This is a genomic window from Pseudomonas sp. ADAK21, from assembly GCF_012935735.1.
GTDB classification, from domain to species: domain Bacteria; phylum Pseudomonadota; class Gammaproteobacteria; order Pseudomonadales; family Pseudomonadaceae; genus Aquipseudomonas; species Aquipseudomonas proteolytica.
In genome coordinates, this window is the sequence record NZ_CP052857.1 from 4046506 (window position 1) to 4072938 (window position 26433).

The following is a 26433-nucleotide window of genomic DNA, read 5'->3' on the forward strand; positions in this document are numbered from 1 at the left end:
TGACTCAATATGTAGTGCCAAAATGCATGTATGTTTCGGAGGGTTACGGACAAGACGCCCAGGTCTTTCTCCGAGGGGTGCGCTGGAAGCCGCGTATTTACTGGCTTGTAGCGCGGTGAAAATTATTTGCAAGGGCTTTTGTTGCGTGGCGCGCATTGCTCCAGGGGCGGTCGGGCGGCATAATGTAGCCCCTTTTTTCAGCCCCTACATGTGGAAGGTTCCCGTGACTCAGAAGCCCGACCAGTGTCTTGGTGAATGGATCGACCGTGAAGCACTCGCAGAAGCGATGATCCCGCTTATCGGTCAGCTGTACCGCAATAACAATGTGGTGAGCTCGATCTATGGCCGCAGCCTGATCAACCAATCAGTCATCGCGATTCTCAAGGCTCATCGCTTTGCTCGCCATCGTTCTGCCGACGATAGCGAACTCTCCGTCCACGAAACATTCCCTCTGCTTAAAGCCATGAGCGAGCTCAAGCTCGGCGCGGCCTCCGTAGACCTGGGCAAGTTGGCGTTCAAATTCCGCGCCCAAGGCAATGGCCGCAGCGCCGAGCAGTTCGTGCGTGAAGAGCTGGCCGAAGTCGTTGGCCAGCAGAACGCCGCCGCCCGTAAAGGCACTGACGTTGTGCTCTACGGCTTCGGTCGTATCGGTCGCCTGCTGGCACGCATCCTCATCGAAAAAACCGGCGGTGGCGACGGCCTGCGCCTGCGGGCCATTGTCGTGCGCAAAGGCGCCGAGAATGACCTGACCAAGCGCGCCAGCCTCTTGCGCCGCGACTCGGTACACGGTTCGTTCAATGGCACCATCACCATCGACGAAGAAAACAACACCATCACCGCCAACGGTAACCTGATCCAGGTGATCTACGCGAAGAACCCGACCGAGGTGGATTACACCCAGTACGGCATCCAGAACGCATTGCTGGTGGACAACACCGGTGTATGGCGTGATGCCGACGGCCTGGGCCAGCACCTGGCCTGCCCGGGTGTCGATCGCGTTGTGTTGACCGCGCCTGGCAAGGGCAAGCTGAAGAACATCGTTCACGGTATCAACCACAACGAAATCACCGCTGACGACAAGATCGTGTCCGCCGCTTCCTGCACCACCAACGCCATCGTGCCGGTGCTCAAGGCAGTGAATGACAAGTTCGGCATCATCAACGGTCACGTCGAAACCGTTCACTCGTACACCAACGACCAGAACCTGATCGACAACTTCCACAAGGGCGATCGCCGTGGCCGTAGCGCCGCGCTGAACATGGTCATCACCGAGACCGGTGCTGCCACCGCTGCTGCCAAGGCCCTGCCTGAGCTGGCCGGCAAGCTGACCGGTAACGCGATCCGCGTACCCACGCCGAACGTGTCGATGGCCATTCTCAACCTCAACCTTGAGAAAGCCGCCACCCGTGAAGAGATGAACGAGTACCTGCGCTACATGGCGCTGCACTCCGATCTGCATAAGCAAATCGACTTCGTCAATTCCCAGGAAGTGGTGTCCACCGACTTCGTTGGCTCGCGCCACGCCGGTGTGGTGGATGCTGAAGCGACCATCACCCAGGATAACCGCGTTGTACTGTACGTTTGGTACGACAACGAGTTCGGTTACAGCTGCCAGGTGGTTCGTGTGATGGAAGACATGGCCGGGGTCAACCCGCCTGCGTTCCCACGCTAAGCATCAGCGCTAAATGAAAAAGCCCCGACTGGTTCGGGGCTTTTTTATGCCTGGGGGTTTTGTGTTGGGGTTTAAGGCCTCATCGCGGGCTTGCCCGCGATAGCGATCTATCAGGCCCCACCGACCACCGAAGCCTGCGCCGTACGCAGTTCATGCCGGTTACCCTTGAACAGCACCAAGGTCGCAATCAACCCCAGCACCGCTGCCCCGCTGAGCCAGATCCCCGGCGCGGCCTTGTTATCCAGCACATGGATCAGGTAGGTACAGGCCGCTGGAGTAAAGCCGCCAAAGGTCGCGGTCGCCAGGCTGTAGGCCAGGGAGAAACCGGTGGTGCGGACCTGCACCGGCATGATCTCGGTCAGCGCCACCACCATGGCGCCGTTGTATGAGCCATACAGGAACGACAGCCACAACAGCACGATCAGCAGGTGACTGAAACTCGGGTTGACCACCAGCCACGACAGCGCCGGGTAGGCCGTAAGAATCGCCAGGATCGTCGCACCGAGCAGCAACGGCTTGCGGCCGATCTTGTCGGACACCGCGCCCATCACCGGCAGCCAGATAAAGTTGGAAATACCCACGCATACGGTGACCAGCAACGCATCCAGGTCTGAGAGGTGCAACTCGGCCTTGCCGAAGGTCGGTGTATAGGCGGTGATCAGGTAGAACGACACGGTGGTCATCACCACCAGCGCCATGCCTGCCACAACGATGCCGAAGTTCTGGCCAATCGAGCGGATGATTTCCTGCAGGGTAGGGCGGTGTTTACGTGCCTGGAATTCCGGGGTTTCTTCCAGGGAGCGGCGAATCACGAAGATCACCGGCACGATCAGACAGCCGATCAGGAACGGTACGCGCCAGCCCCATTCCCCCATTTCCTCTGGGCTCAGCCAGTGATTCAGGCCCACGCCCAACAGGCCGGCGAATACCACCGCAGCTTGTTGGCTGGCGGACTGCCAGCTGACGAAGAAGCCCTTGCGCCCCGGCGTGGCGATTTCCGCCAGGTACACCGAGACCCCGCCCAGTTCTACGCCGGCGGAGAAGCCCTGCAGCAACCGGCCAAACAGCACGATCAGCGGGGCAGCCACCCCGAGGGTGGCGTAGCCGGGCACGCAGGCGATCAGCACGGTACCGGCGGCCATCATGGCCAGGGTGATCACCAGGCCCTTTTTACGGCCGTGGCGGTCGATGTAGGCGCCAAGGAAGATCGCCCCCAGCGGGCGCATCAAGAACCCGGCACCGAAGGTCGCCAGGGATAACATCAGGGACGCAAAGGCGCTGTCGGCAGGGAAGAAGGTTTTGGCGATGGCCGTGGCGTAGAAGCCGTAGACCATGAAGTCGAACATTTCAAGGAAGTTACCGCTGACAACGCGAAAGATCGCCTTGCCTTTGCCCGTGGTGCTGGACATGTCATTTACTCAACTGGCTATCTTGTTGGAAATCCCTGGTCGTTGTTCGTCCGTGCTGCTGAATCCGGGCGCGCGGCGGCGCCAAAGAGTTTTGTAACCATATGTGTGTCCGTGTTGGCGAGCAACAAAAACCGTTAGCAAGCTGGCTATTTGTTGCGCGCCAACCCTCGCCAGGCGACGACATGCCGCATAATGGCCCGCCCCGGAAATATGCTTGAGTGCGGCTTCATTCAGTTTCAATAGCGATAAGGGTGTGTGGCCTATGGGCGGTTTGCGATACGCGGTGGTGGGGGCTTTGCTGGCGATCTTGGCGGGCTGTGGCAACGGTGAGGTGCTGGAGGCGTTTGGCGGCCCGACCATGGGCAGCACGTATTCGATCAAATACGTGCGCACCTCCGGTACGCCGGCGGCCGAGGTTGTCCAGCCGCAGGTCGAGAGCATCCTTGCCGAGGTCGATCGGCAGATGTCGACCTATCGCAGCGACTCCGACATCGAGCGCTTCAATGACCTGCCGGCCAACACGTGCCAACCGATGCCCGAGCCGATCCTGCACTTGGTGCGCACTGGCGAGCAGTTGTCCCAGGCCAGTGGCGGGGCGTTTGACCTGACGGTCGAGCCACTGCTGAACCTGTGGGGCTTCGGTCCCCAGGCGCGGCAAGTCAAGATCCCGGACCCCATGGCATTGGCCCAGGCACGCCAGCATGTCGGCCATCAGCACCTGCGTGTCGACGCTGGCCAGTTGTGCAAGGACGCGGCAGTGCAGGTGGACTTCAACAGCATCGCCGCCGGCTACACGGTGGACCGGATTGCCGAGCGGCTGGGGCAGTTGGGTATTGAGCGCTACCTGGTTGAAGTGACCGGCGAGCTCAAGGCTGCCGGGCGCAAACCCGACGGTACGCCCTGGCGCGTGGCCCTGGAGGAGCCCCGTGATGACCAGCAGGTCGCGCAGCGGATTATCGCGGTGGACGGTTTCGGCGTGTCTACTTCAGGTGACTATCGTAATTATTTCCAGCAGGATGGTCGCCGCTATTCCCACACCCTCGATGCCCGGACCGGCGCACCTATCACCCACCACCTGGCGTCGGTCACGGTACTGGAGCCTTCGGCGCTGATGGCCGATGGTTTGTCGACCTTGCTGTTGGTGCTGGGGCCGGAAGAGGGTTGGGACTATGCAGAAAAACAGCAAATCGCGGCTTTTTTTGTGATGCGTGAGGGGGATGCTTTCGTCACACGCAGCAACAAAGCGTTCGAACAACTGACGGCGGTCAAGCCGTAATCAATACTGTGTAGTAAAGGCAAAACTGGCCTACGACGCGACCAAGGGTTAATGTGCGCGGCGTTGAGCCTTATATAGACTGTGCCCCGGCTCACACACCTGAGCCTATTTGATCCTTCATGACCGCTGGCCGCGGCATGATTTAGCCAGGCGCCCAACCGTGCGCCCTGGCCTGTTCTGAGGAGTACGCATGGCTGTCTACAACTACGACGTGGTGGTACTGGGTTCCGGCCCAGCTGGAGAAGGTGCGGCGATGAATGCCGCCAAAGCAGGACGCAAGGTGGCGATGGTCGATAGCCGTCGTCAGGTCGGCGGTAACTGCACCCACCTGGGCACCATCCCGTCCAAGGCCTTGCGTCACTCGGTGCGCCAGATCATGCAGTTCAACACCAACCCGATGTTCCGGGCCATTGGTGAGCCGCGCTGGTTCTCGTTCCCGGACGTACTGAAAAGCGCCGAGAAAGTCATTTCCAAGCAAGTCGCCTCGCGTACCGGCTACTACGCCCGTAACCGCGTCGACCTGTTCTTCGGCACCGGCAGCTTCGCCGACGAGCAAACCGTCGAAGTGGTCTGCGCCAACGGCGTGGTCGAGAAGCTGGTGGCCAAGCACATCATCATCGCCACCGGTTCGCGCCCGTATCGCCCGGCGGATATCGATTTCCACCACCCGCGTATCTACGATAGCGACACCATCCTCAGCCTGGGCCACACCCCGCGCAAACTGATCATCTATGGCGCCGGCGTGATTGGCTGTGAATACGCCTCGATCTTCAGTGGCCTGGGTGTACTGGTGGAGCTGGTGGATAACCGTGACCAGTTGCTGAGCTTCCTCGACTCGGAAATTTCCCAGGCGTTGAGCTACCACTTCAGCAACAACAACATCACCGTGCGCCACAACGAGGAATACGACCGTGTTGAAGGCCTGGACAACGGGGTGATCCTGCACCTCAAGTCCGGCAAGAAGATCAAGGCCGACGCCTTGCTCTGGTGCAACGGCCGTACCGGCAACACCGACAAGCTGGGCATGGAAAACATCGGGGTCAAGGTCAACAGCCGTGGCCAGATCGAGGTGGATGAGAACTATCGCACCTGCGTCACCAACATCTACGGTGCGGGTGACGTGATCGGCTGGCCGAGCCTGGCCAGTGCCGCCCACGACCAGGGCCGTTCGGCCGCTGGCAGCATTGTCGACAATGGCAGCTGGCGCTACGTGAATGATGTGCCGACCGGGATCTACACGATTCCCGAGATCAGCTCCATCGGCAAGAATGAACACGAACTGACCAAGGCCAAGGTGCCTTACGAAGTGGGCAAGGCGTTCTTCAAGAGCATGGCGCGTGCGCAGATCGCCGGCGAGCCGCAAGGCATGCTGAAGATCCTGTTCCACCGCGAGACCCTGGAAGTGCTCGGCGTGCATTGCTTCGGCTACCAGGCCTCGGAGATCGTGCACATCGGCCAGGCCATCATGAGCCAGCCGGGTGAGCAAAATACCTTGAAGTATTTTGTGAACACCACGTTCAACTACCCGACCATGGCCGAAGCCTATCGGGTCGCCGCGTACGACGGCCTCAACCGGCTTTTTTGAGCGGCTCCGGCCGGTGGCCTGAGCCGGCCGGGGAGACCGATTTCAGTAATTCCCGAGAGTGGCAGTGGCCAAACCGGGAAAGTCTGTAATCAGGCTATCTACGCCGAAGTCGGCGAGCCTGCGCATCAGCGCGGGTTCGTTGACTGTCCACACGGACACGTGCAAGCCCTGGCGCTGGGCTTTTTCCAGTCGCTCGGGGGTGCACAGCGTCCAGTTCAACGCCAGAATCTCACAGCCATAGTTCTGCGCGACCTTCAGCGGGTCGAGCCAGGCATATTCGGCCACCAGTCCACGGGACAGGTCCGGCGTCAGGTCCAATGCGGCCTTCAATACTTCCCGCGAGCTTGAGGTCACAGTGACCTTATCCAGCAGGCCAAACTGCTGGGCCATTTCCCGAATCGCCAGCACGGTGGTCGCGGCGCGGGTGCGTGAGGCGCTTTTGACTTCCAGTTGCCAGTGGTCGAAATCGCACTTTTCGAACAGCTCTTCCAGGCGCGGGATCGGGCAGGGAGTGACCCAGCCCGGGCCGCCTTTGCGAGCGTCCATCTTCACCAGGTCGGCGGCGGAGTATTCCACCACCTTGCCGCGGCGGTCGGCAGTGCGCTTGAGGGTCGGGTCGTGGATCACCATCAACTCGCCGTCCATGGACAGGTGCAAGTCCAGTTCGCAACGGCGCACGCCGTGCTTGAGGCATTGCTGGAAGCTGGTCAGGGTGTTTTCCGGTGCTTCGCCTTTGGCGCCGCGATGGCCATAAATCAGGGTCACAGTTGCTCCTTTTCGCCAGGTGCTGGCTGGATAGATACGAGATCAGGTGTCTTGGCCGTCGCTTTGTTCCCGGGCCAGGCGCCGTTCCTGGGCCTGCTTTTGCAGTATGTAGCGGGCCAGCAACTGACGCTGAGCGTCGGTCATGGATTCGAACTCGGTGCCCACATCGAAGCCGCTGCCTTTTGGGTCGCAATGGGTGACTTTGGCTCTTAGCAGCAGGCCAAGGGCCTGGGGCATCAGCACCAGCTTGACCGCCAGGTGGCTGCCCGGTGCGAGTACCGTGGGGTGCTGGAAGTCGATGCCGCCTTCGGAGATGATCACCGGCTGCGGTGCGCCGATCTCGCCCAGCAGGCTCTGCGCCATGACCTGGCTGAGCAAATCCATGCGTTTGTTCTGCACCTTGAGGAAGGCGGCGAGTGTGCGGTCGCGCTCGCCGAGCTGGCGCAGCAGGTGCTGGGACTCGAATTCGCTCAGGTGCAGTTCACTGAGCAGGTTGAACAGTGGGGAATCATCCAGCAACACTTCCTTGCTCGCCGCTTGGGGGGCAGACAGGCTTTTGATTTGGAGTGCGATCATGTCGTCGATACGGTAGTATTCGCGGCGATCTTCTTCATCTAATGTCGTCATGGCGAACCCCAGGTAACGGTAATGGTCTGAGTGTAAAGCTGCTTACCAGACCCCGCCACCGGGACGTCTTCTTTTCCTCCGAACAAGCCCCGACATGTTCAGACCTCTCTTCGTATTTATCGGCACGCGTTATACCCGTGCAAAGCGTCGCAATCATTTTGTGTCGTTCATTTCTCTTACTTCCATGATCGGACTCGCCCTGGGCGTGGTCGTGATGATCGTGGTGCTATCGGTGATGAATGGCTTCGATCATGAGATGCGTACCCGCGTGCTGGGCATGGTGCCCCACGCGACCATCGAGTCCGGTGAGCCCCTGGGCGACTGGCAAAGCCTGGCCGACAAGGTCAAGCAGAACCCCAAGGTGCTGGCCGTCGCGCCATTTACCCAGATGCAGGGGCTGCTGACCAACGATGGCAAGGTGCAGAAAGTCCTGCTCAATGCCATCGACCCGGCGCAGGAGCGCAAGGTCTCGATCATTGACCAGTTCATGCAGCAGGGCAAACTTGACGATCTGGCGCCTGGCAGCTTCGGCATCGTCATTGGCGACCGCGCAGCAGCCAAGCTGGGCGTGGCCATCGGCGACAAACTGACCTTCGTCGCCCCAGAAGTCACGGTGACTCCGGCGGGTATGTTCCCGCGCATGAAGCGCTTTACCGTGGTCGGCATCTTTCATGTGGGTGCCGGCGAGATCGACGGCTTCCTCGGCTTGACCAATCTCACTGACCTGGCCCGCCTGCATCGCTGGAAGCCGGACCAGGTGCAGGGCCTGCGCCTGAAATTCAACGACTTATTCGAGGCCCCGCGCGGTGCCTGGGAAATCGCCCAGCACCTGGGTGAAAGCCAGTACTACGCCCGCGACTGGACCCGTACCCACGGCAACCTGTACCAGGCGATCCGCATGGAAAAGGCCATGATCGGCCTGCTGCTGCTGCTGATTGTCGCCGTGGCCGCCTTCAACATCATCTCCACCCTGGTGATGGTGGTGAACGACAAGAAGGGCGATATCGCCATCCTGCGTACCCTCGGCGCCACGCCGGGGCAGATCATGGCGATCTTCATGGTCCAGGGCACGGTGATTGGCGTGGTCGGCACCTTGATCGGCACGGTGGTGGGCATTTTCGCCGCGCTGAACGTCAGCGCCGCCATCGCCGGTGTCGAAACCCTGATCGGCCACAAGTTTCTCAACGCCGACGTCTATTTCATCGACTACTTGCCATCCCAGGTGCAGAGCCAGGATGTGTTGATGGTGGGCGGCGCCGCGTTGGTCCTGAGTTTCCTTGCCACCCTGTATCCAGCCTGGCGCGCGGCACGTACCCAGCCGGCGCAGGCTTTACGTTATGAGTGAATCGGGCATGAGTGAAAAAGCAATCCTGAGCTGCCGCGACCTGGGCAAATCCTACGAGGAAGGCCCGGAATCGGTGGTGGTCTTGTCCAACCTGCAACTGGAACTGCATCCCGGCGAGCGCGTGGCGATCGTCGGCAGTTCCGGCTCTGGCAAAAGTACCTTGCTCAACCTGTTGGGCGGCCTTGATACGCCGTCCCAAGGCAGTGTGTGGCTGGCCGGTGAAGAGCTCTCGGCGCTGAACGAGAAGGCCCGTGGCCAGTTGCGCAATCGCTCCCTGGGCTTTGTGTACCAGTTCCACCACTTGCTGCCAGAGTTCACCGCCCTGGAAAACGTGTGCATGCCGCTCTTGATCGGCAAGACCGCGATCCCGGAGGCTCGCCAGCGTGCCACGGCGTTGCTCGAGCGCGTCGGCCTCGGCCATCGCCTGGAGCACAAGCCGGCAGAGTTGTCCGGTGGCGAGCGCCAGCGTGTGGCGATTGCCCGTGCCCTGGTGAACAACCCGGGCCTGGTGATGCTCGACGAGCCGACCGGCAACCTCGACTCCCACACCGCCCAGGGCATCAAGGACTTGATGCTGGAGCTGAGCACCCAGATGCGCACCGCGTTCCTGGTGGTGACCCATGACATGAGCATGGCCCGGCAGATGGACCGTGTGCTGCACCTGCAGGAAGGTCATCTGGTCGCCATCTGACCTGTTTCAAGCCCGGTGCCTGACGCCGGGTTTTCTATTTTTCCAGGCGGTGCAAGCGAATGTTCAGACCGTTATCGATTTTCATCGGCACGCGCTATACCCGTGCCAAGCGCCGCAACCGTTTTGTTTCGTTTATCTCGATGACCTCGATGATCGGCCTCGCCCTGGGCGTGCTGGCGATGATCGTGGTGTTGTCGGTGATGAACGGGTTCCAGCGGGAAATGAGTTCACGCATTCTCGGCATGGTGCCGCACGCGACGATTGTTGGCGTCAACCCGATCAGCGACTGGCAACCGGTGGCTGCTGCGGCCCTGAAGAACCCGGAAGTCACAGCGGCCGTGCCGTTTACCGAGATGGAGGGCATGCTGTCGTACAAGGGCTCGATGCAGCCGATCCAGATCAGCGGGATCGACCCGGCCCAGGAAGGCAAGGTGTCCATCGTCACCCAGCATATCGTCCAGGGCAATCTGGAGAACCTGCAACCGGGTGAATTCGGCGTGGTGATCGGGGAAATCACCGCGCGCCGTTTCCGCCTGAACGTGGGCGACAAGCTGACGCTGATCGTCCCCGAAATCAGCACTGCACCCGGTGGCATCACCCCGCGCATGCAGCGTTTGAATGTGGTGGGCGTGTTCAAGGTCGGTGCCGAGTTGGATGGTTCGATGGCCCTGATCCACGTCGCCGATGCCGCACAAATGCTGCGTTGGCAGCCCAACCAGGTGCAAAGCGTGCGCCTGGCGGTCAAGGATTTGTATGCGGCGCCCAAGGTTTCGGCGGATATCGCCACTGGCCTCGGCGCAGCCTATAAGGCGGACGACTGGACCCATACCCAGGGCAGCCTGTTCAGCGCGATGAAGATGGAAAAGACCATGATCGGCCTGCTGTTGCTGATGATCGTCGCCGTCGCGGCCTTCAATATCATCGCCACGCTGATCATGGTGGTGAACGACAAAGGCGCGGACATCGCGATCCTGCGCACCATTGGCGCCACGCCACGGCAGATCATGGCGATCTTCATGGTCCAGGGCACGGTAATCGGTATTGTCGGCACGTTGATCGGTGGTGTGCTGGGGGTGATTGCCGCGCTCAACGTCAGCGAACTGGTGGGCTGGATGGAGCGCGTGACTGGGCAGCATATCTTCAGTTCGGACGTATATTTTGTCAGCAACCTGCCTTCGGAACTGCAAGGCGGCGATGTGTTGTTGATTTGCAGCGCCGGGTTTGTATTGAGCTTTTTGGCGACGATCTACCCGGCGTATCGCGCGGCGAAGATTGAGCCGGCGCATGCCCTGAGATACTCGTAGGTCTTGAGATCGCTATCGCAGGCAAGCCAGCTCCCACATTTGACTGTATTCACAAATCAAAATGTGGGAGCGGGCTTGCCCGCGATGAGCATGAGTATCTACACAACTCGCTCTTCTGGGTATGTGTATATATCCGTTGCCGCGGTCGCGGCGGGTATGGGTTCCGCCCTTACGGCGGCTCACTTTTGAACAGCGCAAAAGTAAGCAAAACGCTCTTGCCCCACCACTCGGCACCTCGCCTAGGCTCGGTGTGCCCGTAATCCGACATTGATTTGGGGGGCCGCCGCGATGGGCCATCCATGGCCCAGCGCGGCTAAACCGGCGTCCTGCCGGTTTACCCCCCAAATCAATATCGGATGACGGCCAGCGTGGTTTAACGGGGCGCCTAAGATCAAAATCACAAGCAGAGCGAGGCGGCCTGACAGCCGACCTGATCGGTGAGGCTTACGCGTATACCTGTGGGAGCTGGCTTGCCTGCGATAGCGGTCGATCAGTCAATATATTTATCGGCTGATACACCGCTATCGCAGGCAAGCCAGCTCCCACAGGGGAATGCAGCTCCGCGTTCTGGCGTTGCTATTGCTCTGCTTTTGATCTGGCTTTTGATCTAAGGCGCCCCGTTAAACCACGATGGCCGCAGGCAGGTATTGCGCAGTGAGCACCCCGGCAGGATGCCGGGGTAGCCGCGACACGGCCATGGATGGCCGATCGCGGCGGGCCCACGGAGCAATGCCTGACTGCGGGCATGCCGAGCCTAGGCGAGGCACCGAGTGGTGGGCAAGAGCGTTTTGCTTACTTTTGCGCTGTTCAAAAGTGGGCCGCTGTAAAAGCGGAACCCATGGCCGCCGTTACCGCAGCAATGGATATGCCCCCTACATCAGCCCAAAACCCAGAGCCCAGAAGTATCAGAGAGTTGTGTAGATACTCATGCCGCGATGAGGCCCGCCCGGCTTGCATCAATCCCCCTTGGGCAACTCAATCACAAACCGCGTCCACCCCGGCTGTGACTCACAGAAAATCCTCCCCCCGTGCGCCCGCACAATCGACTGGGTGATCGCCAACCCAAGCCCCGCATGCTCACTGCTACCCTCATGCCGCGCCGGATCAACGCGGTAGAACCGGTCAAACAGCTTGGGCAGTAACCCTTGGGGAATTCCGGTCCCGGTGTTTTCCACGCTCAGCGTTACGCCCTGGGTGTTTTCGCTGATCCGCACCCGTACTTCACCCCCCGGAGGCGTAAAGCGCACGGCATTGTCCAGCAGATTGGAAAACGCCCGGCGCAGCATGCTGCGGTCACCGGCGGTACTGGCGCTGCCGTCGCGCAGCAGGTTGACCTGGGCGTCTTCGGCCAATGGCGCGAAAAACTCCAGCAGTGCGTCCACCTCGTTGGCCAGGGCCAGCGGTTCGCGTCTGGGGTTCAGCAACCCGTGGTCGGCCTTGGCCAGGTACAGCATGTCATTGACCAGTTGGGCCATCCATTGCAGCTCTTCCAGATTGCTGTGCAGCGCTTCGCGGTAGTCCTCCAGAGGGCGGGGATGGGTGAGGATCACCTGGGTCTGGGTCAGCAGGTTCGATAACGGCGTGCGCAGTTCGTGGGCGATATCGGCAGAGAACGCCGAAAGTCGCTGGAACGCGTCGTCCAGGCGGCTGAACATGGCGTTGAAGGCCTGGGCCAGTTCCGCCAGTTCGGCCGGCATCTGTTCCTGGGGCAGGCGCTGGGTCAGGGAGTGGGCACGCACGCGGCTGGCCACTTCGGTCATCCGTCGCAGGGGCCGCAGGCCGCTACGTGCGGCCCAGGCGCCAAGGAGTGCGGTCGCCACGGCGGACAGGCCGACCGTCAGCCAGATCAGGTGCTGCATGCGTTGCAGGAAGTGTTGGTGATGGGTGATGTCCAGCATTAGTACAAGCTGCGCCGAACCTGGCTTGCCGGGATTCAAGGGGGCGTTGTACACCCGGTAATGGGTGCCGGCGTTTTGCAGGCTGTGCAGGCCAGGGGTGGCGGGCAATTGGGCGGGAATGGACGGGGAGCTGTCAAACCAGCGCTGGCCATCGGCGGCGTTGATGCGCACCGACAGGTCGGGTTGATGGCTCAGTTCTTCTGTCAGTGCGGCCACGCGTTGGGCGAACAGCGCCGGGGTATCGGCATCTTGCAGGGCGCTGCGCAGGGCCATCAGTTTGCTGTCGAGCAGTTGTTGGTCCAACTCGATGAAGTGCTTTTCGCTGGCCTGGCTGAACAGTACGCCCGCCAACAGCGAGACCACGGCAGTGCAGCCGGCAAACAACAACGCCAGACGGCTGGCCAGGGAGATACGCTTCATCAACTGAACCGCTCTTCCAGCACATAGCCCATGCCGCGCACGGTGTGGATCAGTTTATTGGGAAACCCGTCATCGATCTTCAAGCGCAGGCGGCGGATGGCGACTTCGATGATATTGGTGTCACTGTCGAAATTCATGTCCCAGACCTGGGAGGCAATCAGCGACTTGGGCAGCACTTCACCCTGGCGGCGCAGGAGCATTTCCAGCAGGGCGAACTCCTTGGCGGTGAGGTCGATGCGCTGGTTGCTGCGTTCTACGCGACGGCGGATCAGGTCCAGGCGCAGGTCGGCCAGGTGCAGGCTGGTCTCTTGGGGCGTGCTGCTGCCCCGGCGCAACAGGCTGCGCACCCGGGCCAGCAGTTCGGAAAAGGCGAAAGGCTTGACCAGGTAGTCGTCGGCCCCCAACTCCAGGCCATGGACCCGATCCTCGACCGCATCCCGCGCGGTGAGGAACAGCACCGGGATCTCCAGGCCGGCGCTGCGCACGGCCTGGAGGATTTGCCAGCCGGTGCGCCCGGGAAGCATCACATCCAGAATCAGCAAGTCGTAGTCGCCCGTCAGCGCCAGATGCTGGCCGGTGGTGCCGTCGGCCACCAGTTCGGTATTGAACCCGGCTTCAGTCAGGCCCTGGCGCAGGTATTGGCCGGTTTTGGGTTGGTCTTCGACGATCAGCAGTTTCATAGGCAACTCATGGCAACGGGTAGCAGCGGGCTTTATACCGTGTGCGCCAGGGGGCTGGCGCAACCTGACAAAGTTGTAATCTAGCAGTCAGGTAGCTGGCAGCGGCGCATTATTAGAGTGTCCCACAGGCTGGCTTTATACCTTTGGAGGATAAACATGTTTTTGCGTAAATCTTGGTGGCTGGCAGGTTGCCTGATGGTGTTGAGTGTTCCGGCGCTGGCCGATGGCGCCCACACTTTTGCCTTTGGCCAGGCGGCGCCGGCGACCAAGGCCACTCGTACGGTGGAGGTGGTGCTGCAGGATATTTCCTTTGCCCCCACCTCACTTGACGTAAAAGCCGGTGAGACGGTGCGCTTTGTGCTGGTCAACAAGGGCCAGTTGCTGCACGAATTCAACCTGGGGGATGCGAGCATGCATGCCGATCACCAGAAAGAAATGCTCAAGATGCAGGCCAGCGGCATGCTGACCGCCACCGGTATGGGCCAGATGGACCACGCGGCGATGGGCCATGGCGACATGGGCGGGATGAAACATGATGATCCCAACAGCGTGCTGGTGGAGCCGGGCAAGACCGCCGAACTGACTTGGACCTTCAGCAAGGCCGGCGCGCTGGAGTTTGCCTGCAACCTCCCAGGGCACTATCAGGCGGGAATGGTTGGCAAGCTGCACGTCAGTCCATAAAGGCGATGCTCAAAGGCGGGCGCAAAGGCTGGTAGACTGGCGGGGTTTATTTAGCCAGGTTTCCGCCATGCATCCCGCAGCCGAACATTCGCCGCTGGGCAAGTCCAGTGAATACATTTCCACTTACACACCCTCATTGCTATTCCCTATCCCTCGTGCCGCCAAATGGGCCGAGTTGGGCCTCACCGCCGAAACGCTGCCCTACAACGGCGTGGATTTCTGGAACTGCTTTGAACTGTCCTGGCTGTTGCCGTCCGGCAAGCCGGTGGTGGCGATCGGTGAGTTCAGCATCCCGGCTGACTCGCCGAACATCATCGAGTCGAAGTCCTTCAAGCTCTACCTCAATTCGTTGAACCAGACGCCGTTTGCCCAGGTGTCCAACCTTGAGGCGACCCTGCGTGCCGACTTGAGCGCGGCGGCCGGCAAGCCGGTGGGCGTGCGCATCCGCAGCCTTGCCGAGGTGGAAGACGAAGGCCTGGTACGCCTGCCGGGGGTATGCATTGATGACCTGGATATCAGTGTCAGCAACTACGAGCACCCGCGCCCGGAACTGCTGCGTTGCGACGATTCCCGTGTGGTCGAGGAGAGCGTGCACAGCCATCTGCTCAAGTCCAACTGCCCGGTGACCAGCCAACCGGATTGGGGCAGCGTGGCGGTGGAGTACCGCGGCGCAGCGCTGGATCACGCCAGCCTGTTGGAATACCTGGTGAGTTTTCGCCAGCATTCGGACTTTCATGAGCAGTGCGTGGAGCGGATCTTTCTCGACCTGCAGCGCTTGCTCAAGCCTGAGAAGTTGACGGTGTATGCGCGGTATGTGCGTCGGGGCGGGTTGGATATCAATCCTTACCGCAGTACCGAGGACGTGCCGTTCCAGAACCTGCGCCTGGCCCGGCAGTAAGCTTTACACCAAACAAATGTGGGAGCTGGCTTGCCTGCTCCCACATTGGGTTCTGTGCTTGGCTTGGGGTTTGGATCAGATGCCCATATTGCCCAAGGCCACCACAATATTGCGCAATGTCCCGGCAATGCCCGGATGGTCCAATTCGAAACGTTCGACTGCCAGGTTTACATCATCGGCAATGCTGGGCGGTTGAGTGGCAGGTTCCAGTTCCAGTTGCACTTCAAACTTGGCAATCAAGGCTTCCAGCGCTTCGCGTTTTTCCAGTGGCAGAGGCGGGTCCTGATTCAATTGCTCGCGCAGGATGGAAACCTGTTCTTGCAGTTTTTCGCGGGCAGGCATGGCGTTCTTCCTTTTATCGATAGGCACTGGCATAGACCACGGCACGCCGAGAAAGGTCTACGGGATGACCTGTAGATTAATCCACTGGCGCCGACTGTGCATGATCTTGATCAGGGCTTTTCGCCTTTGAGCCGGCGCAGGCTGATGTCTGCCAGGCACGTGTCCAATTCACCCAGGTGGTCGATCACCGAGTGCACGCCAAGCCCGTACAGTGCGACGGTAGCCTTGGCACGCTTGTGTTCGCGCGCCTGTTCGTCCAACGCTTGCCATTGGGTCGGAGAGAGCCCGCATAGCGATCCGCAGGACGCCAGGCCAATTGTCCAGAGCCCGGCATTGAGCCCGGATTGCAGCAGTCGAGGCTCTCCACTGACCAGCACGCAGCCGTCCAGGCGCTCAATGTTCAGGTCCATCAAGGCTTGCCAGCAAGCATGGGGCGCAGGCCAAGGGGTGGCCGCGGGACGGGTGCCCTGGACCCAGCCGGGCAGGGCTGCGGCCAGTGCCGTGGTGACGGTGGAGGGCAACTCATCCAGCCAGGCGCAGGGGGTGCCTTGTCGACTGAGCGATTGCAGGATATTCAGGGCGCCAGGGGTGGCCAGGGTTTCGCCAGCGGGGATGGTGTCGGCGTGGGCCATGGAACCGAAGTCCACCAGGCAGCCACTGAGCCCAAACAATACGGCGGTGAGGGCGGGGGCGTTCTCTGCAACGATCTGGGGGTGGGGCATTGGGACGTCCCTGAAAATAGCTGTGACGCTATCGAAGGTCCGTGACAGGTAGATGACACCTGATTAGATTGTGGGAAAATTGTACATTTTCTGAATGACACTTCCGTCAAGCTGCCTAATCTTACACTTCCGTCATATACTGCCGCCTTATTCAGGGCATAGCGCCCATGACAGATTATTCAAGGAGTTCAAGCTATGCGCTGGAGCCAGTGTCTTGCTCAACTATCCGTGTGTGCCAGTGTCCTGCTGGTACCTTTCGCCGCCCAGGCTGCGGAAGACGACCCATGGGAAAGCATCAACCGCCCGATCTTCACCTTCAACGACACCGTTGATACCTACGCACTCAAGCCATTGGCCCAGGGCTATCAGTTCATTACTCCGCAATTTGTCGAAGACGGTATCCATAACTTCTTCCGCAATATCGGTGACGTGGGCAACCTGGCCAACAACGTGCTGCAGCTCAAGCCTCATCAGGCGGGTGTCGATACCGCGCGCTTGCTGGTCAACACCACGTTTGGCGTGTTGGGCTTGGTTGATGTCGGCACCAAAATGGGGCTGCAACGCAGTGATGAAGACTTCGGCCAGACCCTCGGTTACTGGGGCGTGGGCAGCGGTCCTTACGTGATGCTGCCATTGCTGGGCCCAAGCACCCTGCGTGATGCTCCGTCCAAGTATGTCGACAGCTACACCGAACCGTACCGCTACATGAACGACATTCCTACGCGTAACAGCGCCATGGGCCTGGATATCATCGATACCCGCGCCAGCCTGCTGTCGGCTGAAAAGCTGATCAACGGCGACAAATACACCTTTATCCGCAATGCCTACCTGCAGAACCGTGAGTTCAAGGTCAAGGACGGCAATGTAGTGGATGATTTTTAAGGTTAAACCTTGAATGAAAAAGGCGGCCATCGAGGCCGCCTTTTTTGTGTGCATTGATTTCAGTACATCTTGAGAATTTTCAGGCCCAAGTGTTGGTCGTCGCCTTCTTTCCTGGCCCATACCACTTCGGTGTCCGCTTCCAGTCCTTTGAGTGCGGCATGTTCTGAGTCGATACGCACCTTCAGTTGGTCGCCCACGTTGAATGGGTGCTGCGCCTGAACCTGCATTCCAGAGCTGGAGAGGTCCAGGCAGACCCCGGCAATCTCCTGGCCGGCGTGGATCAGCGACACGTCGGCCTCCACCCGCATGCGGATGAAATCGCGCTTTTCCGCGTAGTCACGTTCATTTGCGCTCATAGGTTTCATCCTTCCATTGCGTTGTGGTTTTGCCTGTTCTTATAACTCCCGGTGATTTGCGATGTAAAGACGCCCAGCGACCATCGGCATGAGCTTGAAACCCCTGGCGGATGGGAGTACCGTCTGCGCCTTAGAAGGGCACCTCTGCTTTACCTTTGTGCGTGAGCCAAAAGCTCATGTTTTGTAGGACAGAGAGGCTAGAAAGCGAATCCAGTAGTGCGAGCCCGGCCATTGCCAAGCTGCCTACGCCAACCTAATTCTGGCGCCGTTTGCCCACATGCAAAAAACCAGTGCCACGCTGCTGATAATCGATGACGACGAAGTAGTGCGCGCGAGTCTCGCGGCCTATTTGGAAGACAGTGGCTTCAGCGTCCTGCAGGCCGGCAATGGTCTTCAGGGTCTCCAGGTGTTTGAGCGCGACCAGCCCGACCTGGTGATCTGCGACCTGCGCATGCCCCAGATGGGCGGCCTTGAGCTGATCCGCCAGGTGACTGAGCTTGCCCCGCAGACGCCGGTGATTGTCGTGTCCGGTGCCGGGGTGATGAACGACGCCGTGGAAGCCTTGCGCCTGGGCGCCGCCGATTACCTGATCAAACCCCTGGAAGACCTGGCCGTATTGGAGCACTCAGTGCGCCGAGCGCTGGATCGTGCCCGCCTGCTGCTGGAAAACCAGCGTTATCGCGAGAAGCTCGAAACCGCCAACCGTGAACTCGAAGCCAGCCTCAACCTGCTCCAGGAAGACCAGAACGCCGGTCGCCAGGTACAGATGAACATGCTGCCGGTCAGTCCCTGGACTATCGACGAGTTCCAGTTCGCCCACCAGATCATCCCGTCGTTGTACCTGTCGGGTGATTTTGTCGACTATTTTCGCGTGGATGAGCGCCGTGTCGCGTTCTATCTGGCCGATGTCTCCGGACACGGCGCATCCTCTGCATTCGTGACCGTGTTGTTGAAGTTCATGACCACACGGCTGTTGTTCGAATCCAAGCGCAACGGCACCTTGCCGGAGTTCACTCCCTCGCAAGTGCTGGGCCACATCAACCGAGGCCTGATCAGTTGCAAGCTGGGCAAGCACGTGACGATGGTCGGCGGCGTGATTGACGAAGAAACCGGTCTTTTGACCTATAGCATTGGCGGTCACCTGCCATTGCCGGTTTTATACACTCCGGACAGTGTGCGTTATCTGGAAGGGCGTGGTCTGCCGGTTGGCTTGTTCAATGAAGCCACCTATGAAGACCACATCCTGGAATTGCCACCGGCCTTCAGCCTGACGCTGATGTCTGATGGCATCCTGGACCTTCTTCCAGAGCCTACACTCAAGGAGAAAGAAGCCGCCTTGCCCCAACGGGTCAGGTCGGCGGGCGGCAGCCTGGATGGCCTGCGGCAGGTTTTTGGATTGGCCACGCTAGGGGAGATGCCGGATGATATCGCCCTATTGGTGTTGAGCAGGAATCTTTGATGAGTACCGGAAGAATCCAATTCGCCGAGCAAGATGGGACCTTCGTCCTGAAGTTTGTCGGTGAAGTGCGCCTGACCTTGTGTTCGGCGCTGGATGCAACGATTGAGCGGATTTTCACTGCCTTGAATTTCTCGGCGATCGTGATCGATCTGACCGAAACCCGCAGCATCGATAGCACCACCCTTGGGCTGTTGGCCAAGTTGTCCATTCTGTCTCGGCAGAAGGTAGGACTGCTGCCGACCGTCGTCACCACCCACGAAGACATCACCCGGCTGTTGCAGTCGATGGGTTTCGACCAGGTGTTCAACATCGTTGACCGCCCGATCCCATGCCCGGAGTGCCTGACCGACTTGCCGTCCCAGGATCAATCCGAGGAAGTGGTGCGGCTCAAGGTGCTGGAGGCGCATAAGATTCTCATGGGCCTGAACGAATCCAACCGCGAAGCCTTCCACGACCTGGTCAACGCCCTCGAGCGGCACTGACCTCACGGTTGGAGCACGGTCAAAATGTGGGAGCTGGCTTGCCTGCGATAGCGCCAGCCCAACCAACACATACTGAACGGTACAAAAAAGGGCGGCACCCTAACGGATGCCGCCCTTTTTACCACGCCCGCTTTTTACAGCTTGGCGCTCAGCAATGCCTCCAGCTTCTCCTGATCACGAGCAAACTGGCGAATGCCCTCAGCCAGCTTCTCCGTGGCCATCGCATCCTCGTTGGACTCCCAGCGGAACTGCGCTTCTGTCATGTGCACACGAGGTTCACCGGCATTGCCTGGCGCCAGTTTGCGTTCCAGCTTGCCATTGTCGGCCGCCAGTTTCTCCAGCAAGTCCGGGCTGATGGTCAGGCGGTCGCAGCCGGCCAACTCTTCGATCTGGCTCAGGTTACGGAAGCTCGCGCCCATCACCACCGTCTTGTAGCCATTGGCCTTGTAGTAGTTGTAGATGCGCGTTACCGACTGCACGCCTGGATCATCGGTGCCGGTGTAGTCGTTGCCATTGGCCTTTTTGTACCAGTCGTAGATACGACCGACAAACGGCGAAATCAGGAACACCCCGGCTTCAGCGCAGGCCACGGCCTGGGCGAAGGAGAACAGCAGGGTCAGGTTGGTCTGGATGCCTTCCTTTTCCAATTGCTCGGCGGCGCGAATGCCTTCCCAAGTGGATGCAATCTTGATCAGCACGCGGTCGCGGCCAATACCTGCCTTTTCGTACAGGTCGATCAGGCGATGCGCACGCTTGAGTACCGCGTCAGTGTCGAACGACAGGCGCGCATCCACCTCGGTGGAAATACGCCCCGGCACCACTTTGAGGATCTCTTGACCGACAGCCACCGCAAAACGGTCACTGGCCAGGCCCACATCACCGTTGCAATCCTGCACGCAGGCATCTAGCAGCTTGGCGTAGGCTGGAATTGACGCAGCCTTGAGCAGAAGGGAAGGGTTAGTGGTGGCATCCTGCGGCTTGACGCGAGCGATAGCTTCAAAATCGCCGGTGTCGGCAACTACAGTAGTGAATTGCTTGAGTTGTTCCAGCTTGGAAGTCATGGGCGTGCTCTGTCCTATGGGTCTGATGACATTACCCGAGGGCTGCTAGCCGCTCAAGGGCGCAAATGCGTTCGATCGTTTGCGAGGGCAACAACCTGAAAACAGGCGTTTGAATGACCGACCTTGCAGGTAAATAGGAGGGCAAAATCGTAATCGGGTTCAACCCGATGCAATAAACGCCGAGATCAAAGGTGGGAGCGGGCTTGCCCGCGATAGCGACGGACCGAGCACCGCATAAACTGACTGGCACCCTCCGTCAGCGACCCTCCAGCAGCGCCCCAGCCTGATCCAGCAAAGCCAGCGGGTCCGCAGCCTTATGAATATCCACCGACAACAACTGCCGAAACCTGCGCGCCCCAGGAAACCCGGTGCCCAACCCCAGCACGTGCCGCGTAATGTGATGCATCGCCCCACCCGTAGCCAGGTGCGCGGCGATATACGGCCGCAACTGCGCCAACGCCTCGGCCCGACTGATCACCGGCGCCGTACTGCCAAATAGCCGCTGATCCACTTCTGCCAGCAAGTACGGGTTGTGATAGGCCTCGCGCCCCAGCATCACCCCATCAAACACCTGCAAATGCTCTGCACATTGCTCCAGCGTCTTGATCCCGCCATTGAGAACAATCTCCAGCTCGGAAAAATCGCGCTTCAACTGCGCCGCCACGTCATAACGCAGCGGCGGAATGTCCCGATTCTCCTTGGGCGAGAGCCCCTCCAGAATCGCAATCCGCGCATGCACGGTAAAACTGGTGCAACCGGCGTCCTTCACCTGCCCGACGAAATCACACAGCTGGGCATAACTGTCCCGCCCGTTAATCCCGATACGATGCTTGACCGTCACCGGAATCGACACCGCATCGCGCATTGCCTTCACACAGTCCGCCACAAGAGCGGGGTGCCCCATCAGGCATGCCCCGATCATATTGTTCTGCACCCGGTCGCTGGGGCAGCCGACGTTCAGATTCACCTCGTCATAACCCGCGTCCTGGGCCATGCGGGCACAAGCGGCCAAATCCGCCGGAACACTGCCGCCCAACTGCAACGCCAACGGGTGCTCGGCTTCATTGTGCCGCAGGAAACGTTCGTGATCGCCATGGAAGATGGCGCCGGTGGTGACCATCTCGGTGTAGAGCAGGGCGTGCTTGGAGAGCAGGCGCAGGAAGTAGCGGCAGTGGTGGTCGGTCCAATCCATCATCGGCGCGACGGAGAAGCGGCGTGAGAGTGCAGCAGTTTGTAAGGACATTGGGAATCTGAGTCAACAAGGCGAGTGGCGCGCAGTTTATCAGGGATGGATCTTGGGTGTCGGGAGAGGCGAGTGCTTTCATGGCGCACGCAGGTCTGGAGTATTAATGCGGTTGTACGGATTTCGCTGGTCGAGAGTCCCAGGAAGTGTGGGAGAAAACCCTGCGTGATAGGCGCGCCATCAGTTGCAGAGCTTTGTGAGGACCGGCGTTCCCATATTGGCGCGCCGGTGGGTTCAGTGGCGTGGGCGTTAGTGCCCGCCCTTCATGCGGCGGGCGATCAGGTAGAGGCCTAAACCGACCAGTGCTGTCGCTGCGCCTATGTAGCCGGTGCTGGTCCAGCCATACCCTGCGGTAATTGCCATTCCGCCAAACCACGGTCCCAGGGCATTCGCCAGGTTGAACGCGGCATGGTTGGAAGCCGCGGCCAAGCTCGGTGCTTCATGGGCGATGTCCATCAGGCGGATCTGCAACGGTGCGGCCAAGGCCACCATGGTGCCGACCAGGCCCATGCTCAGCAGCACGCCCCATAGCGAGGACGCCGCGAAGGGGAAAAACAGCAACACCGCCATCGACCACACCAGAATCAAGCCGACTGCGCGAAACTGCATGCGATCAAACAATTTGCCGCCCGCGATGTTGCCGATAATGCCGCCCACGCCAAACGCGGCGAGGCCGAATGGGATCCACTGCGGCGACACTTTGGTCACTTCCAGCATGGTCGGGGCAAGGTAGCTGAATACGCAGAACATTCCCGCAAAGCCAATAGCGCCAATGGACAGCGCCATCCACACCTGCGGCTTGGTGAAGGCGCGCAGTTCCTTGCGCGGGTCGCTACGTTGTTCATCATGGCGGTGGGGGACGAATTGCCAGACCAGGGCGATGGTGAAGAGGGCGATCACGCTGACCAGGGCAAACGCTGAACGCCAGCCCAGATGCTGGCCGAGGAAGGTGGCGATGGGGTTGCCGAGCAGCATCGCCAGGGTCAGGCCCATCATCACGCGGGCGACGGCACCGGCGCGTTTGTCGTTAGGCACCATACTCGATGCCACTACGGCGGCAATGCCGAAGTAGGCGCCGTGGGGCAGGCCGCTGATAAAGCGGAATGCCACCAGCGAGCCAAAGGTCGGGGTGAACGCGGTGGCTAGGTTGCCCAGGGCATACAGCCCCATCAGCAACAGCAACATATGTTTGCGCAGCAGCTTGGCGCCGAGGATGGCCAGTAGCGGAGCACCGACCATTACGCCCAGGGCGTAAGCGCTAATGGCGTGGCCAACCTGAGGTTCGCTTAAACCGAGATTGCCGGCGATGTCGGGCATCAGGCCCATGATGGCGAATTCGCCGGTGCCGATCGCGAAAGCGCCCACGGCCATGGCAGCTTCCATTTTGGCGGCGCTGCGCGCGGGCAGTACGTGCCCGGGTGTTTGGTGGATAGACATGGATCGCTCTGTTTGAGTGGATTGCACGAAGGAACGCCGCCGATCCTACGTAAGCAGCGGCGAAAGTGTCTAGAACAGGCTTTTTTCACAGAGTTCCATGTGGATGGCGGCCCTGTGACTCCACGTCGCGTCTCCCGCGCTTGACACTGGCGCGTTAAAACCCTCGATTTAGAGCTGTCAATTGGCCAAACGGCGCATAAACGCCTTTTGCCGTGATATTCTGCGCGCCGTCTTGGTCTAGTCTTTCTCTGGTGCGTACATCCGCATACGTCCCAGCGATTGGCTGTCGCCGAGGTAGCTGAAGCCAATAATGATAAGAAGTCAGCGCAGAAGGGACATAAAAGTGAGGTCGATACGTCGGCCTTGTGTGCCCACCCTGCAGTTCTTGCGAGTACGGGAACCAGCAAAACATTGCCTGATGTTTTGCGCACCACGGTTGCCGGAAGGTCGAGGGCGGTCGGGCGGAAGGCGTTTTATCATAGGTGCTACGATGTTTAAAAAAGTGAACACCGCCCTGCTGGGGTTGGCTTTGTCGATGGGGATTACTTCCGTTCAGGCGGAAGAGGCAAAGAAAGTTGATGTGCTGCTGATCGGCGGCGGCATCATGAGCGCGACCCTGGGTGTCTGGCTCAATGAGCTGGAGCCGCAATGGTCGATGGAGATGGTCGAGCGCCTGGACGGCGTCGCCGAAGAAAGCTCCAACGGTTGGAACAACGCCGGTACCGGTCACTCCGCGTTGGCTGAGCTGAACTACACCCCGGAAAACAAGGACGGCATCGTTGAGATCCCGAAAGCGGTCGAGATCAACGAAGCGTTCCAGATCTCCCGCCAGTTCTGGTCGTGGCAGGTTCAGCAAGGCGTTCTGAAGAACCCTCGCTCGTTCATCAACTCCACGCCGCACATGAGCTTTGTGTGGGGCGATGACAACATCAAGTTCCTGAAGAAACGTTACGAAGCGCTGCAGGCGAGCCCGCTGTTTGCCGGCATGGAATACTCCGAAGATCCGGTACAGATCAAGAAGTGGGTTCCGCTGATGATGGAAGGGCGTGACCCGAACCAGAAAATCGCCGCTACCTGGTCTCCGATCGGTACCGATGTGAACTTCGGCGAGATTACCCGCCAGTTCGTCGCTCACCTGCAGACCACGCCCAAGTTCGACCTGAAACTGTCGAGCGAAGTGCAGGACATCACCAAGAACGCCGACGGTTCGTGGCGCGTCAGCTACAAAAACCTGAAAGACGGCACCAAGACCGAGACCGACGCCAAGTTCGTGTTCATCGGCGCGGGCGGCGGTGCCCTGCACCTGCTGCAAAAGTCGGGCATTCCTGAAGGCAAGGAATACGCCGGCTTCCCGGTTGGCGGCTCGTTCCTGGTAACCGAGAACCCAACGATTGCCGAGCAGCATCTGGCCAAGGCCTATGGCAAGGCTTCGGTGGGTTCGCCGCCGATGTCGGTGCCGCACCTGGACACCCGTGTGCTGGATGGCAAGCGCGTGATCCTGTTTGGCCCATTCGCGACCTTCTCCACCAAGTTCCTGAAAGAAGGCTCGTACCTGGACCTGCTGACCAGCACCACGACCCACAACATCTGGCCAATGACCAAAGTCGGTATTCGTGAATACCCGCTGGTCGAGTACCTTGCCGGCCAACTGATGCAGTCGGATGACGACCGCTTCAAGGCGCTGCAAGAGTACTTCCCGAACGCCAAGAAAGAAGACTGGCGCCTGTGGCAGGCCGGTCAGCGTGTGCAGATCATCAAGCGTGACGAAGAGCAGGGCGGCGTCCTGAAACTCGGTACCGAAGTGGTCAGCTCTGCCGACAACACCATCGCAGGCCTGTTAGGTGCATCGCCAGGTGCGTCCACCGCAGCGCCGATCATGCTGACCGTGATGGAAAAAGTGTTCAAGGACAAGGTCGCTACCCCGGCCTGGCAGGAAAAGCTGAAGCAGATCGTGCCAAGCTATGGCACCAAGCTGAACGGCAGCCCTGAGCGCGTTGCGCAAGAATGGGCCTACACCGCCAAGGTTCTGCAACTGACGCCTCCGCCAGCCATTCCTGAAATGGCAGCGCCTCAAGCGACCGAGGCTGCCAAGCCTGCGGCCGAGCCGAGCAAGCCGGCGGCTGATATCGCGCTGTAAGCGGTTGAGGCAGTCCTGATCCAGGGCTGCATCGATACTTGAAAACCCGCTGAACCGGAAACGGTCAGCGGGTTTTTTGGTTGTGGCGTTTCGATGTATTTACACCGGTCAAATACGGAAACCTTTTTTGACCTGTTCATGCAGATGAAGCGCCAGGTGATTGCCGCTATCAGACAGTAGATAAACCTGATGCGGCGACAACCCCGGTAACTGAACGCCAGGAATGACTTGGGTCAGCCCTGCGACCATACGTTCCTCCTCGATCAGCCCCACCGCCAACCCACACATGATGGCGGCTTCTACGGCTGTTGAACTGGCGCTCTCAAGCAGGATTCGGTAATACACCCCGTGCTCTTTCAGCACACGCAGGGCCGACTCCCGGTATGGGCACCCGCTCAACTGGACGGCGATGGGAAGCGGTGCCTGTTCAGGTCTCTGGAAGTGCTCGGCCACGACCCACACCGGCTGTATTGCACCCAGCCGCTCGCCTTGTTCCAGCGGTTGCGCGCTGACGATCAATGCCAGGTCAACTTGCTCACGACTGAACATCATGGACAGTTCGCCGCTGGACCTTGCCTCCACTTCCAGTTCGAGCAGAGGGTTGTCTGCAATCAGTTGCGGAAGGAAGTCACGCATAAACGCCGGCGCGTAGGAGTCAGGTAAACCCAGGCGGATTTTGCCCTGCATGCGCTGTGGGGTTAGCGAGGCGAGTAAACGGTCATGGCTTTTCAGGAAATCAGTGGTCTCACTCAGCAATTTCTTGCCATACATCGTCAGTTCTACGCCCTGGTTGTTGCGACTGAAGAGCCTCTGGCCTACCAGGTTCTCCAGCTTGTGAATTTGTGTCGTGACGGTCGAGGCGCTGCGATGCACATGGTTGGCGGCTTCGTTGAAACGCCTGAAGCGGGCAACAGCATGAAAGGTACGCAAGAGGTCAATGTTCAGTTGCTTGTTCATGATCCCTCTTTTCGGGATTAGTTATGCGGATTATTCAAATATACAAAATCATGCCTTCATCCTAGTCTTTGGGTCAAACAGGAGCGCGCCTGCATATCGAATAA

24 protein-coding genes are annotated in these 26433 nt (G+C 59.8%); 12 read left to right on the forward strand and 12 right to left on the reverse strand.

Annotation, left to right across the window (positions count from 1 at the left end; genetic code table 11):
• Nucleotides 1-208: 208 nt before the first annotated feature.
• Nucleotides 209-1672 carry a glyceraldehyde-3-phosphate dehydrogenase gene (locus HKK57_RS18340; protein ID WP_029300102.1) on the forward strand — a complete coding sequence of 488 codons (1464 nt, stop codon included), beginning with the start codon at nucleotides 209-211 and terminating at the stop codon, nucleotides 1670-1672.
• A gap of 110 nt (nucleotides 1673-1782) precedes the next feature.
• Here the strand turns inward: HKK57_RS18340 and HKK57_RS18345 are convergent, their stop codons facing one another.
• Nucleotides 1783-3081, reverse strand: a complete 1299-nt coding sequence (locus HKK57_RS18345) for an MFS transporter (protein WP_029300103.1) — start codon at nucleotides 3079-3081, stop codon at nucleotides 1783-1785.
• A 262-nt stretch (nucleotides 3082-3343) separates the two neighbouring features.
• Between HKK57_RS18345 and HKK57_RS18350 the strand changes: the two genes are divergently transcribed.
• Both HKK57_RS18350 and sthA read left to right on the forward strand, forming a co-directional pair.
• Nucleotides 3344-4357, forward strand: coding sequence for an FAD:protein FMN transferase (locus HKK57_RS18350; protein ID WP_178121976.1), 1014 nt, complete (start codon nucleotides 3344-3346; stop codon nucleotides 4355-4357).
• A 190-nt stretch (nucleotides 4358-4547) separates the two neighbouring features.
• Nucleotides 4548-5942, forward strand: coding sequence for a Si-specific NAD(P)(+) transhydrogenase (gene sthA, locus HKK57_RS18355; protein ID WP_029300105.1), 1395 nt, complete (start codon nucleotides 4548-4550; stop codon nucleotides 5940-5942).
• Nucleotides 5943-5984: 42 nt separating this feature from the next.
• Here the strand turns inward: sthA and HKK57_RS18360 are convergent, their stop codons facing one another.
• The gene (locus tag HKK57_RS18360; RefSeq protein ID WP_070994690.1) at nucleotides 5985-6707 is read right to left on the reverse strand and encodes a glycerophosphodiester phosphodiesterase; all 723 of its coding nucleotides are present in this window, start codon (nucleotides 6705-6707) and stop codon (nucleotides 5985-5987) included.
• A gap of 42 nt (nucleotides 6708-6749) precedes the next feature.
• The gene (locus HKK57_RS18365) at nucleotides 6750-7334 is read right to left on the reverse strand and encodes a PilZ domain-containing protein (protein WP_029300107.1); all 585 of its coding nucleotides are present in this window, start codon (nucleotides 7332-7334) and stop codon (nucleotides 6750-6752) included.
• Nucleotides 7335-7428: 94 nt separating this feature from the next.
• Here HKK57_RS18365 and HKK57_RS18370 point away from each other — a divergent pair, with 94 nt between their 5' ends.
• Genes HKK57_RS18370 through HKK57_RS18380 form a run of 3 tightly spaced genes read left to right on the forward strand, consistent with a single transcriptional unit; the run spans nucleotide 7429 to nucleotide 10674 of the window.
• Nucleotides 7429-8679, forward strand: a complete 1251-nt coding sequence (locus HKK57_RS18370; RefSeq protein WP_029300109.1) for a lipoprotein-releasing ABC transporter permease subunit — start codon at nucleotides 7429-7431, stop codon at nucleotides 8677-8679.
• 7 nt (nucleotides 8680-8686) lie between these two features.
• A complete protein-coding gene (lolD, locus tag HKK57_RS18375; protein ID WP_166647875.1) occupies nucleotides 8687-9370 on the forward strand; it encodes a lipoprotein-releasing ABC transporter ATP-binding protein LolD in 684 nt (227 codons plus the stop codon).
• A gap of 59 nt (nucleotides 9371-9429) precedes the next feature.
• Entirely contained in the window at nucleotides 9430-10674 is a 1245-nt protein-coding gene (locus HKK57_RS18380; RefSeq protein WP_029300111.1) for a lipoprotein-releasing ABC transporter permease subunit, read from the forward strand.
• Nucleotides 10675-11630: 956 nt separating this feature from the next.
• On the opposite strand, the gene HKK57_RS18385 is transcribed toward HKK57_RS18380, so the two are convergent.
• Complete coding sequence (locus HKK57_RS18385) at nucleotides 11631-12992, reverse strand: heavy metal sensor histidine kinase (RefSeq protein WP_169390519.1); 1362 nt, start codon at nucleotides 12990-12992, stop codon at nucleotides 11631-11633.
• Complete coding sequence (locus HKK57_RS18390) at nucleotides 12992-13672, reverse strand: heavy metal response regulator transcription factor (protein ID WP_029300776.1); 681 nt, start codon at nucleotides 13670-13672, stop codon at nucleotides 12992-12994. The genes HKK57_RS18385 and HKK57_RS18390 overlap by 1 nt, the downstream gene beginning before the upstream one ends.
• 156 nt (nucleotides 13673-13828) lie before the next feature.
• Here HKK57_RS18390 and copI point away from each other — a divergent pair, with 156 nt between their 5' ends.
• Together copI and queF are read left to right on the forward strand one after the other, a co-directional pair.
• Nucleotides 13829-14353: a copper-resistant cuproprotein CopI gene (gene copI / locus HKK57_RS18395; protein WP_070994627.1), complete on the forward strand. Its 525-nt coding sequence runs from the start codon at nucleotides 13829-13831 to the stop codon at nucleotides 14351-14353.
• Between the two features lie 67 nt (nucleotides 14354-14420).
• Nucleotides 14421-15251, forward strand: a complete 831-nt coding sequence (queF, locus tag HKK57_RS18400) for an NADPH-dependent 7-cyano-7-deazaguanine reductase QueF (protein WP_029300772.1) — start codon at nucleotides 14421-14423, stop codon at nucleotides 15249-15251.
• A gap of 75 nt (nucleotides 15252-15326) precedes the next feature.
• Here the strand turns inward: queF and HKK57_RS18405 are convergent, their stop codons facing one another.
• The gene (locus tag HKK57_RS18405) at nucleotides 15327-15593 is read right to left on the reverse strand and encodes a DUF4404 family protein (protein WP_029300769.1); all 267 of its coding nucleotides are present in this window, start codon (nucleotides 15591-15593) and stop codon (nucleotides 15327-15329) included.
• 110 nt (nucleotides 15594-15703) lie between these two features.
• Nucleotides 15704-16315, reverse strand: a complete 612-nt coding sequence (locus HKK57_RS18410) for a phosphatase (RefSeq protein ID WP_104910671.1) — start codon at nucleotides 16313-16315, stop codon at nucleotides 15704-15706.
• 195 nt (nucleotides 16316-16510) lie between these two features.
• Between HKK57_RS18410 and HKK57_RS18415 the strand changes: the two genes are divergently transcribed.
• Nucleotides 16511-17197, forward strand: a complete 687-nt coding sequence (locus tag HKK57_RS18415; RefSeq protein ID WP_029293840.1) for an MlaA family lipoprotein — start codon at nucleotides 16511-16513, stop codon at nucleotides 17195-17197.
• 59 nt (nucleotides 17198-17256) lie between these two features.
• Here the strand turns inward: HKK57_RS18415 and HKK57_RS18420 are convergent, their stop codons facing one another.
• Complete coding sequence (locus tag HKK57_RS18420; RefSeq protein ID WP_029293842.1) at nucleotides 17257-17553, reverse strand: PilZ domain-containing protein; 297 nt, start codon at nucleotides 17551-17553, stop codon at nucleotides 17257-17259.
• Nucleotides 17554-17830: 277 nt separating this feature from the next.
• Between HKK57_RS18420 and rssB the strand changes: the two genes are divergently transcribed.
• Nucleotides 17831-19012 (forward strand): two-component system response regulator RssB, encoded by a 1182-nt coding sequence (rssB, locus tag HKK57_RS18425; RefSeq protein WP_029293844.1) that lies wholly within the window; start codon nucleotides 17831-17833, stop codon nucleotides 19010-19012.
• Nucleotides 19012-19494, forward strand: coding sequence for an anti-sigma factor antagonist RssC (gene rssC, locus HKK57_RS18430; RefSeq protein WP_029293846.1), 483 nt, complete (start codon nucleotides 19012-19014; stop codon nucleotides 19492-19494). The genes rssB and rssC overlap by 1 nt, the downstream gene beginning before the upstream one ends.
• 134 nt (nucleotides 19495-19628) lie before the next feature.
• Here the strand turns inward: rssC and tal are convergent, their stop codons facing one another.
• The 3 genes from tal to HKK57_RS18445 form a co-directional block, all read right to left on the reverse strand.
• The gene (tal, locus tag HKK57_RS18435) at nucleotides 19629-20555 is read right to left on the reverse strand and encodes a transaldolase (protein WP_029293848.1); all 927 of its coding nucleotides are present in this window, start codon (nucleotides 20553-20555) and stop codon (nucleotides 19629-19631) included.
• A 256-nt stretch (nucleotides 20556-20811) separates the two neighbouring features.
• Entirely contained in the window at nucleotides 20812-21798 is a 987-nt protein-coding gene (gene dusA / locus HKK57_RS18440; RefSeq protein ID WP_169390520.1) for a tRNA dihydrouridine(20/20a) synthase DusA, read from the reverse strand.
• A 249-nt stretch (nucleotides 21799-22047) separates the two neighbouring features.
• Complete coding sequence (locus HKK57_RS18445) at nucleotides 22048-23235, reverse strand: MFS transporter (RefSeq protein WP_092231583.1); 1188 nt, start codon at nucleotides 23233-23235, stop codon at nucleotides 22048-22050.
• Between the two features lie 490 nt (nucleotides 23236-23725).
• On the opposite strand from HKK57_RS18445, the gene mqo reads away from it, so the two are divergent.
• Nucleotides 23726-25372: a malate dehydrogenase (quinone) gene (gene mqo / locus HKK57_RS18450; protein WP_029293947.1), complete on the forward strand. Its 1647-nt coding sequence runs from the start codon at nucleotides 23726-23728 to the stop codon at nucleotides 25370-25372.
• 108 nt (nucleotides 25373-25480) lie between these two features.
• On the opposite strand, the gene HKK57_RS18455 is transcribed toward mqo, so the two are convergent.
• Nucleotides 25481-26329: a LysR family transcriptional regulator gene (locus HKK57_RS18455; protein WP_029293949.1), complete on the reverse strand. Its 849-nt coding sequence runs from the start codon at nucleotides 26327-26329 to the stop codon at nucleotides 25481-25483.
• Between the last annotated feature and the right edge of the window lie 104 nt (nucleotides 26330-26433).

Coding starts and splice junctions, on each gene's coding strand:
- HKK57_RS18385 (WP_169390519.1), bottom strand. CDS start 12,992: ATGAAGCGTATCTCCCTGGCCAGCCGTCTGGCGTTGTTGTTTGCCGGC.
- HKK57_RS18455 (WP_029293949.1), bottom strand. CDS start 26,329: ATGAACAAGCAACTGAACATTGACCTCTTGCGTACCTTTCATGCTGTT.
- HKK57_RS18345 (WP_029300103.1), bottom strand. CDS start 3,081: ATGTCCAGCACCACGGGCAAAGGCAAGGCGATCTTTCGCGTTGTCAGC.
- dusA (WP_169390520.1), bottom strand. CDS start 21,798: ATGTCCTTACAAACTGCTGCACTCTCACGCCGCTTCTCCGTCGCGCCG.
- queF (WP_029300772.1), top strand. CDS start 14,421: ATGCATCCCGCAGCCGAACATTCGCCGCTGGGCAAGTCCAGTGAATAC.
- rssC (WP_029293846.1), top strand. CDS start 19,012: ATGAGTACCGGAAGAATCCAATTCGCCGAGCAAGATGGGACCTTCGTC.
- HKK57_RS18420 (WP_029293842.1), bottom strand. CDS start 17,553: ATGAGCGCAAATGAACGTGACTACGCGGAAAAGCGCGATTTCATCCGC.
- HKK57_RS18365 (WP_029300107.1), bottom strand. CDS start 7,334: ATGACGACATTAGATGAAGAAGATCGCCGCGAATACTACCGTATCGAC.
- HKK57_RS18405 (WP_029300769.1), bottom strand. CDS start 15,593: ATGCCTGCCCGCGAAAAACTGCAAGAACAGGTTTCCATCCTGCGCGAG.
- copI (WP_070994627.1), top strand. CDS start 13,829: ATGTTTTTGCGTAAATCTTGGTGGCTGGCAGGTTGCCTGATGGTGTTG.
- sthA (WP_029300105.1), top strand. CDS start 4,548: ATGGCTGTCTACAACTACGACGTGGTGGTACTGGGTTCCGGCCCAGCT.
- HKK57_RS18370 (WP_029300109.1), top strand. CDS start 7,429: ATGTTCAGACCTCTCTTCGTATTTATCGGCACGCGTTATACCCGTGCA.
- HKK57_RS18350 (WP_178121976.1), top strand. CDS start 3,344: ATGGGCGGTTTGCGATACGCGGTGGTGGGGGCTTTGCTGGCGATCTTG.
- HKK57_RS18380 (WP_029300111.1), top strand. CDS start 9,430: ATGTTCAGACCGTTATCGATTTTCATCGGCACGCGCTATACCCGTGCC.
- HKK57_RS18340 (WP_029300102.1), top strand. CDS start 209: ATGTGGAAGGTTCCCGTGACTCAGAAGCCCGACCAGTGTCTTGGTGAA.
- HKK57_RS18445 (WP_092231583.1), bottom strand. CDS start 23,235: ATGTCTATCCACCAAACACCCGGGCACGTACTGCCCGCGCGCAGCGCC.
- HKK57_RS18390 (WP_029300776.1), bottom strand. CDS start 13,672: ATGAAACTGCTGATCGTCGAAGACCAACCCAAAACCGGCCAATACCTG.
- lolD (WP_166647875.1), top strand. CDS start 8,687: ATGAGTGAAAAAGCAATCCTGAGCTGCCGCGACCTGGGCAAATCCTAC.
- rssB (WP_029293844.1), top strand. CDS start 17,831: ATGCAAAAAACCAGTGCCACGCTGCTGATAATCGATGACGACGAAGTA.
- mqo (WP_029293947.1), top strand. CDS start 23,726: ATGTTTAAAAAAGTGAACACCGCCCTGCTGGGGTTGGCTTTGTCGATG.
- tal (WP_029293848.1), bottom strand. CDS start 20,555: ATGACTTCCAAGCTGGAACAACTCAAGCAATTCACTACTGTAGTTGCC.
- HKK57_RS18410 (WP_104910671.1), bottom strand. CDS start 16,315: ATGCCCCACCCCCAGATCGTTGCAGAGAACGCCCCCGCCCTCACCGCC.
- HKK57_RS18415 (WP_029293840.1), top strand. CDS start 16,511: ATGCGCTGGAGCCAGTGTCTTGCTCAACTATCCGTGTGTGCCAGTGTC.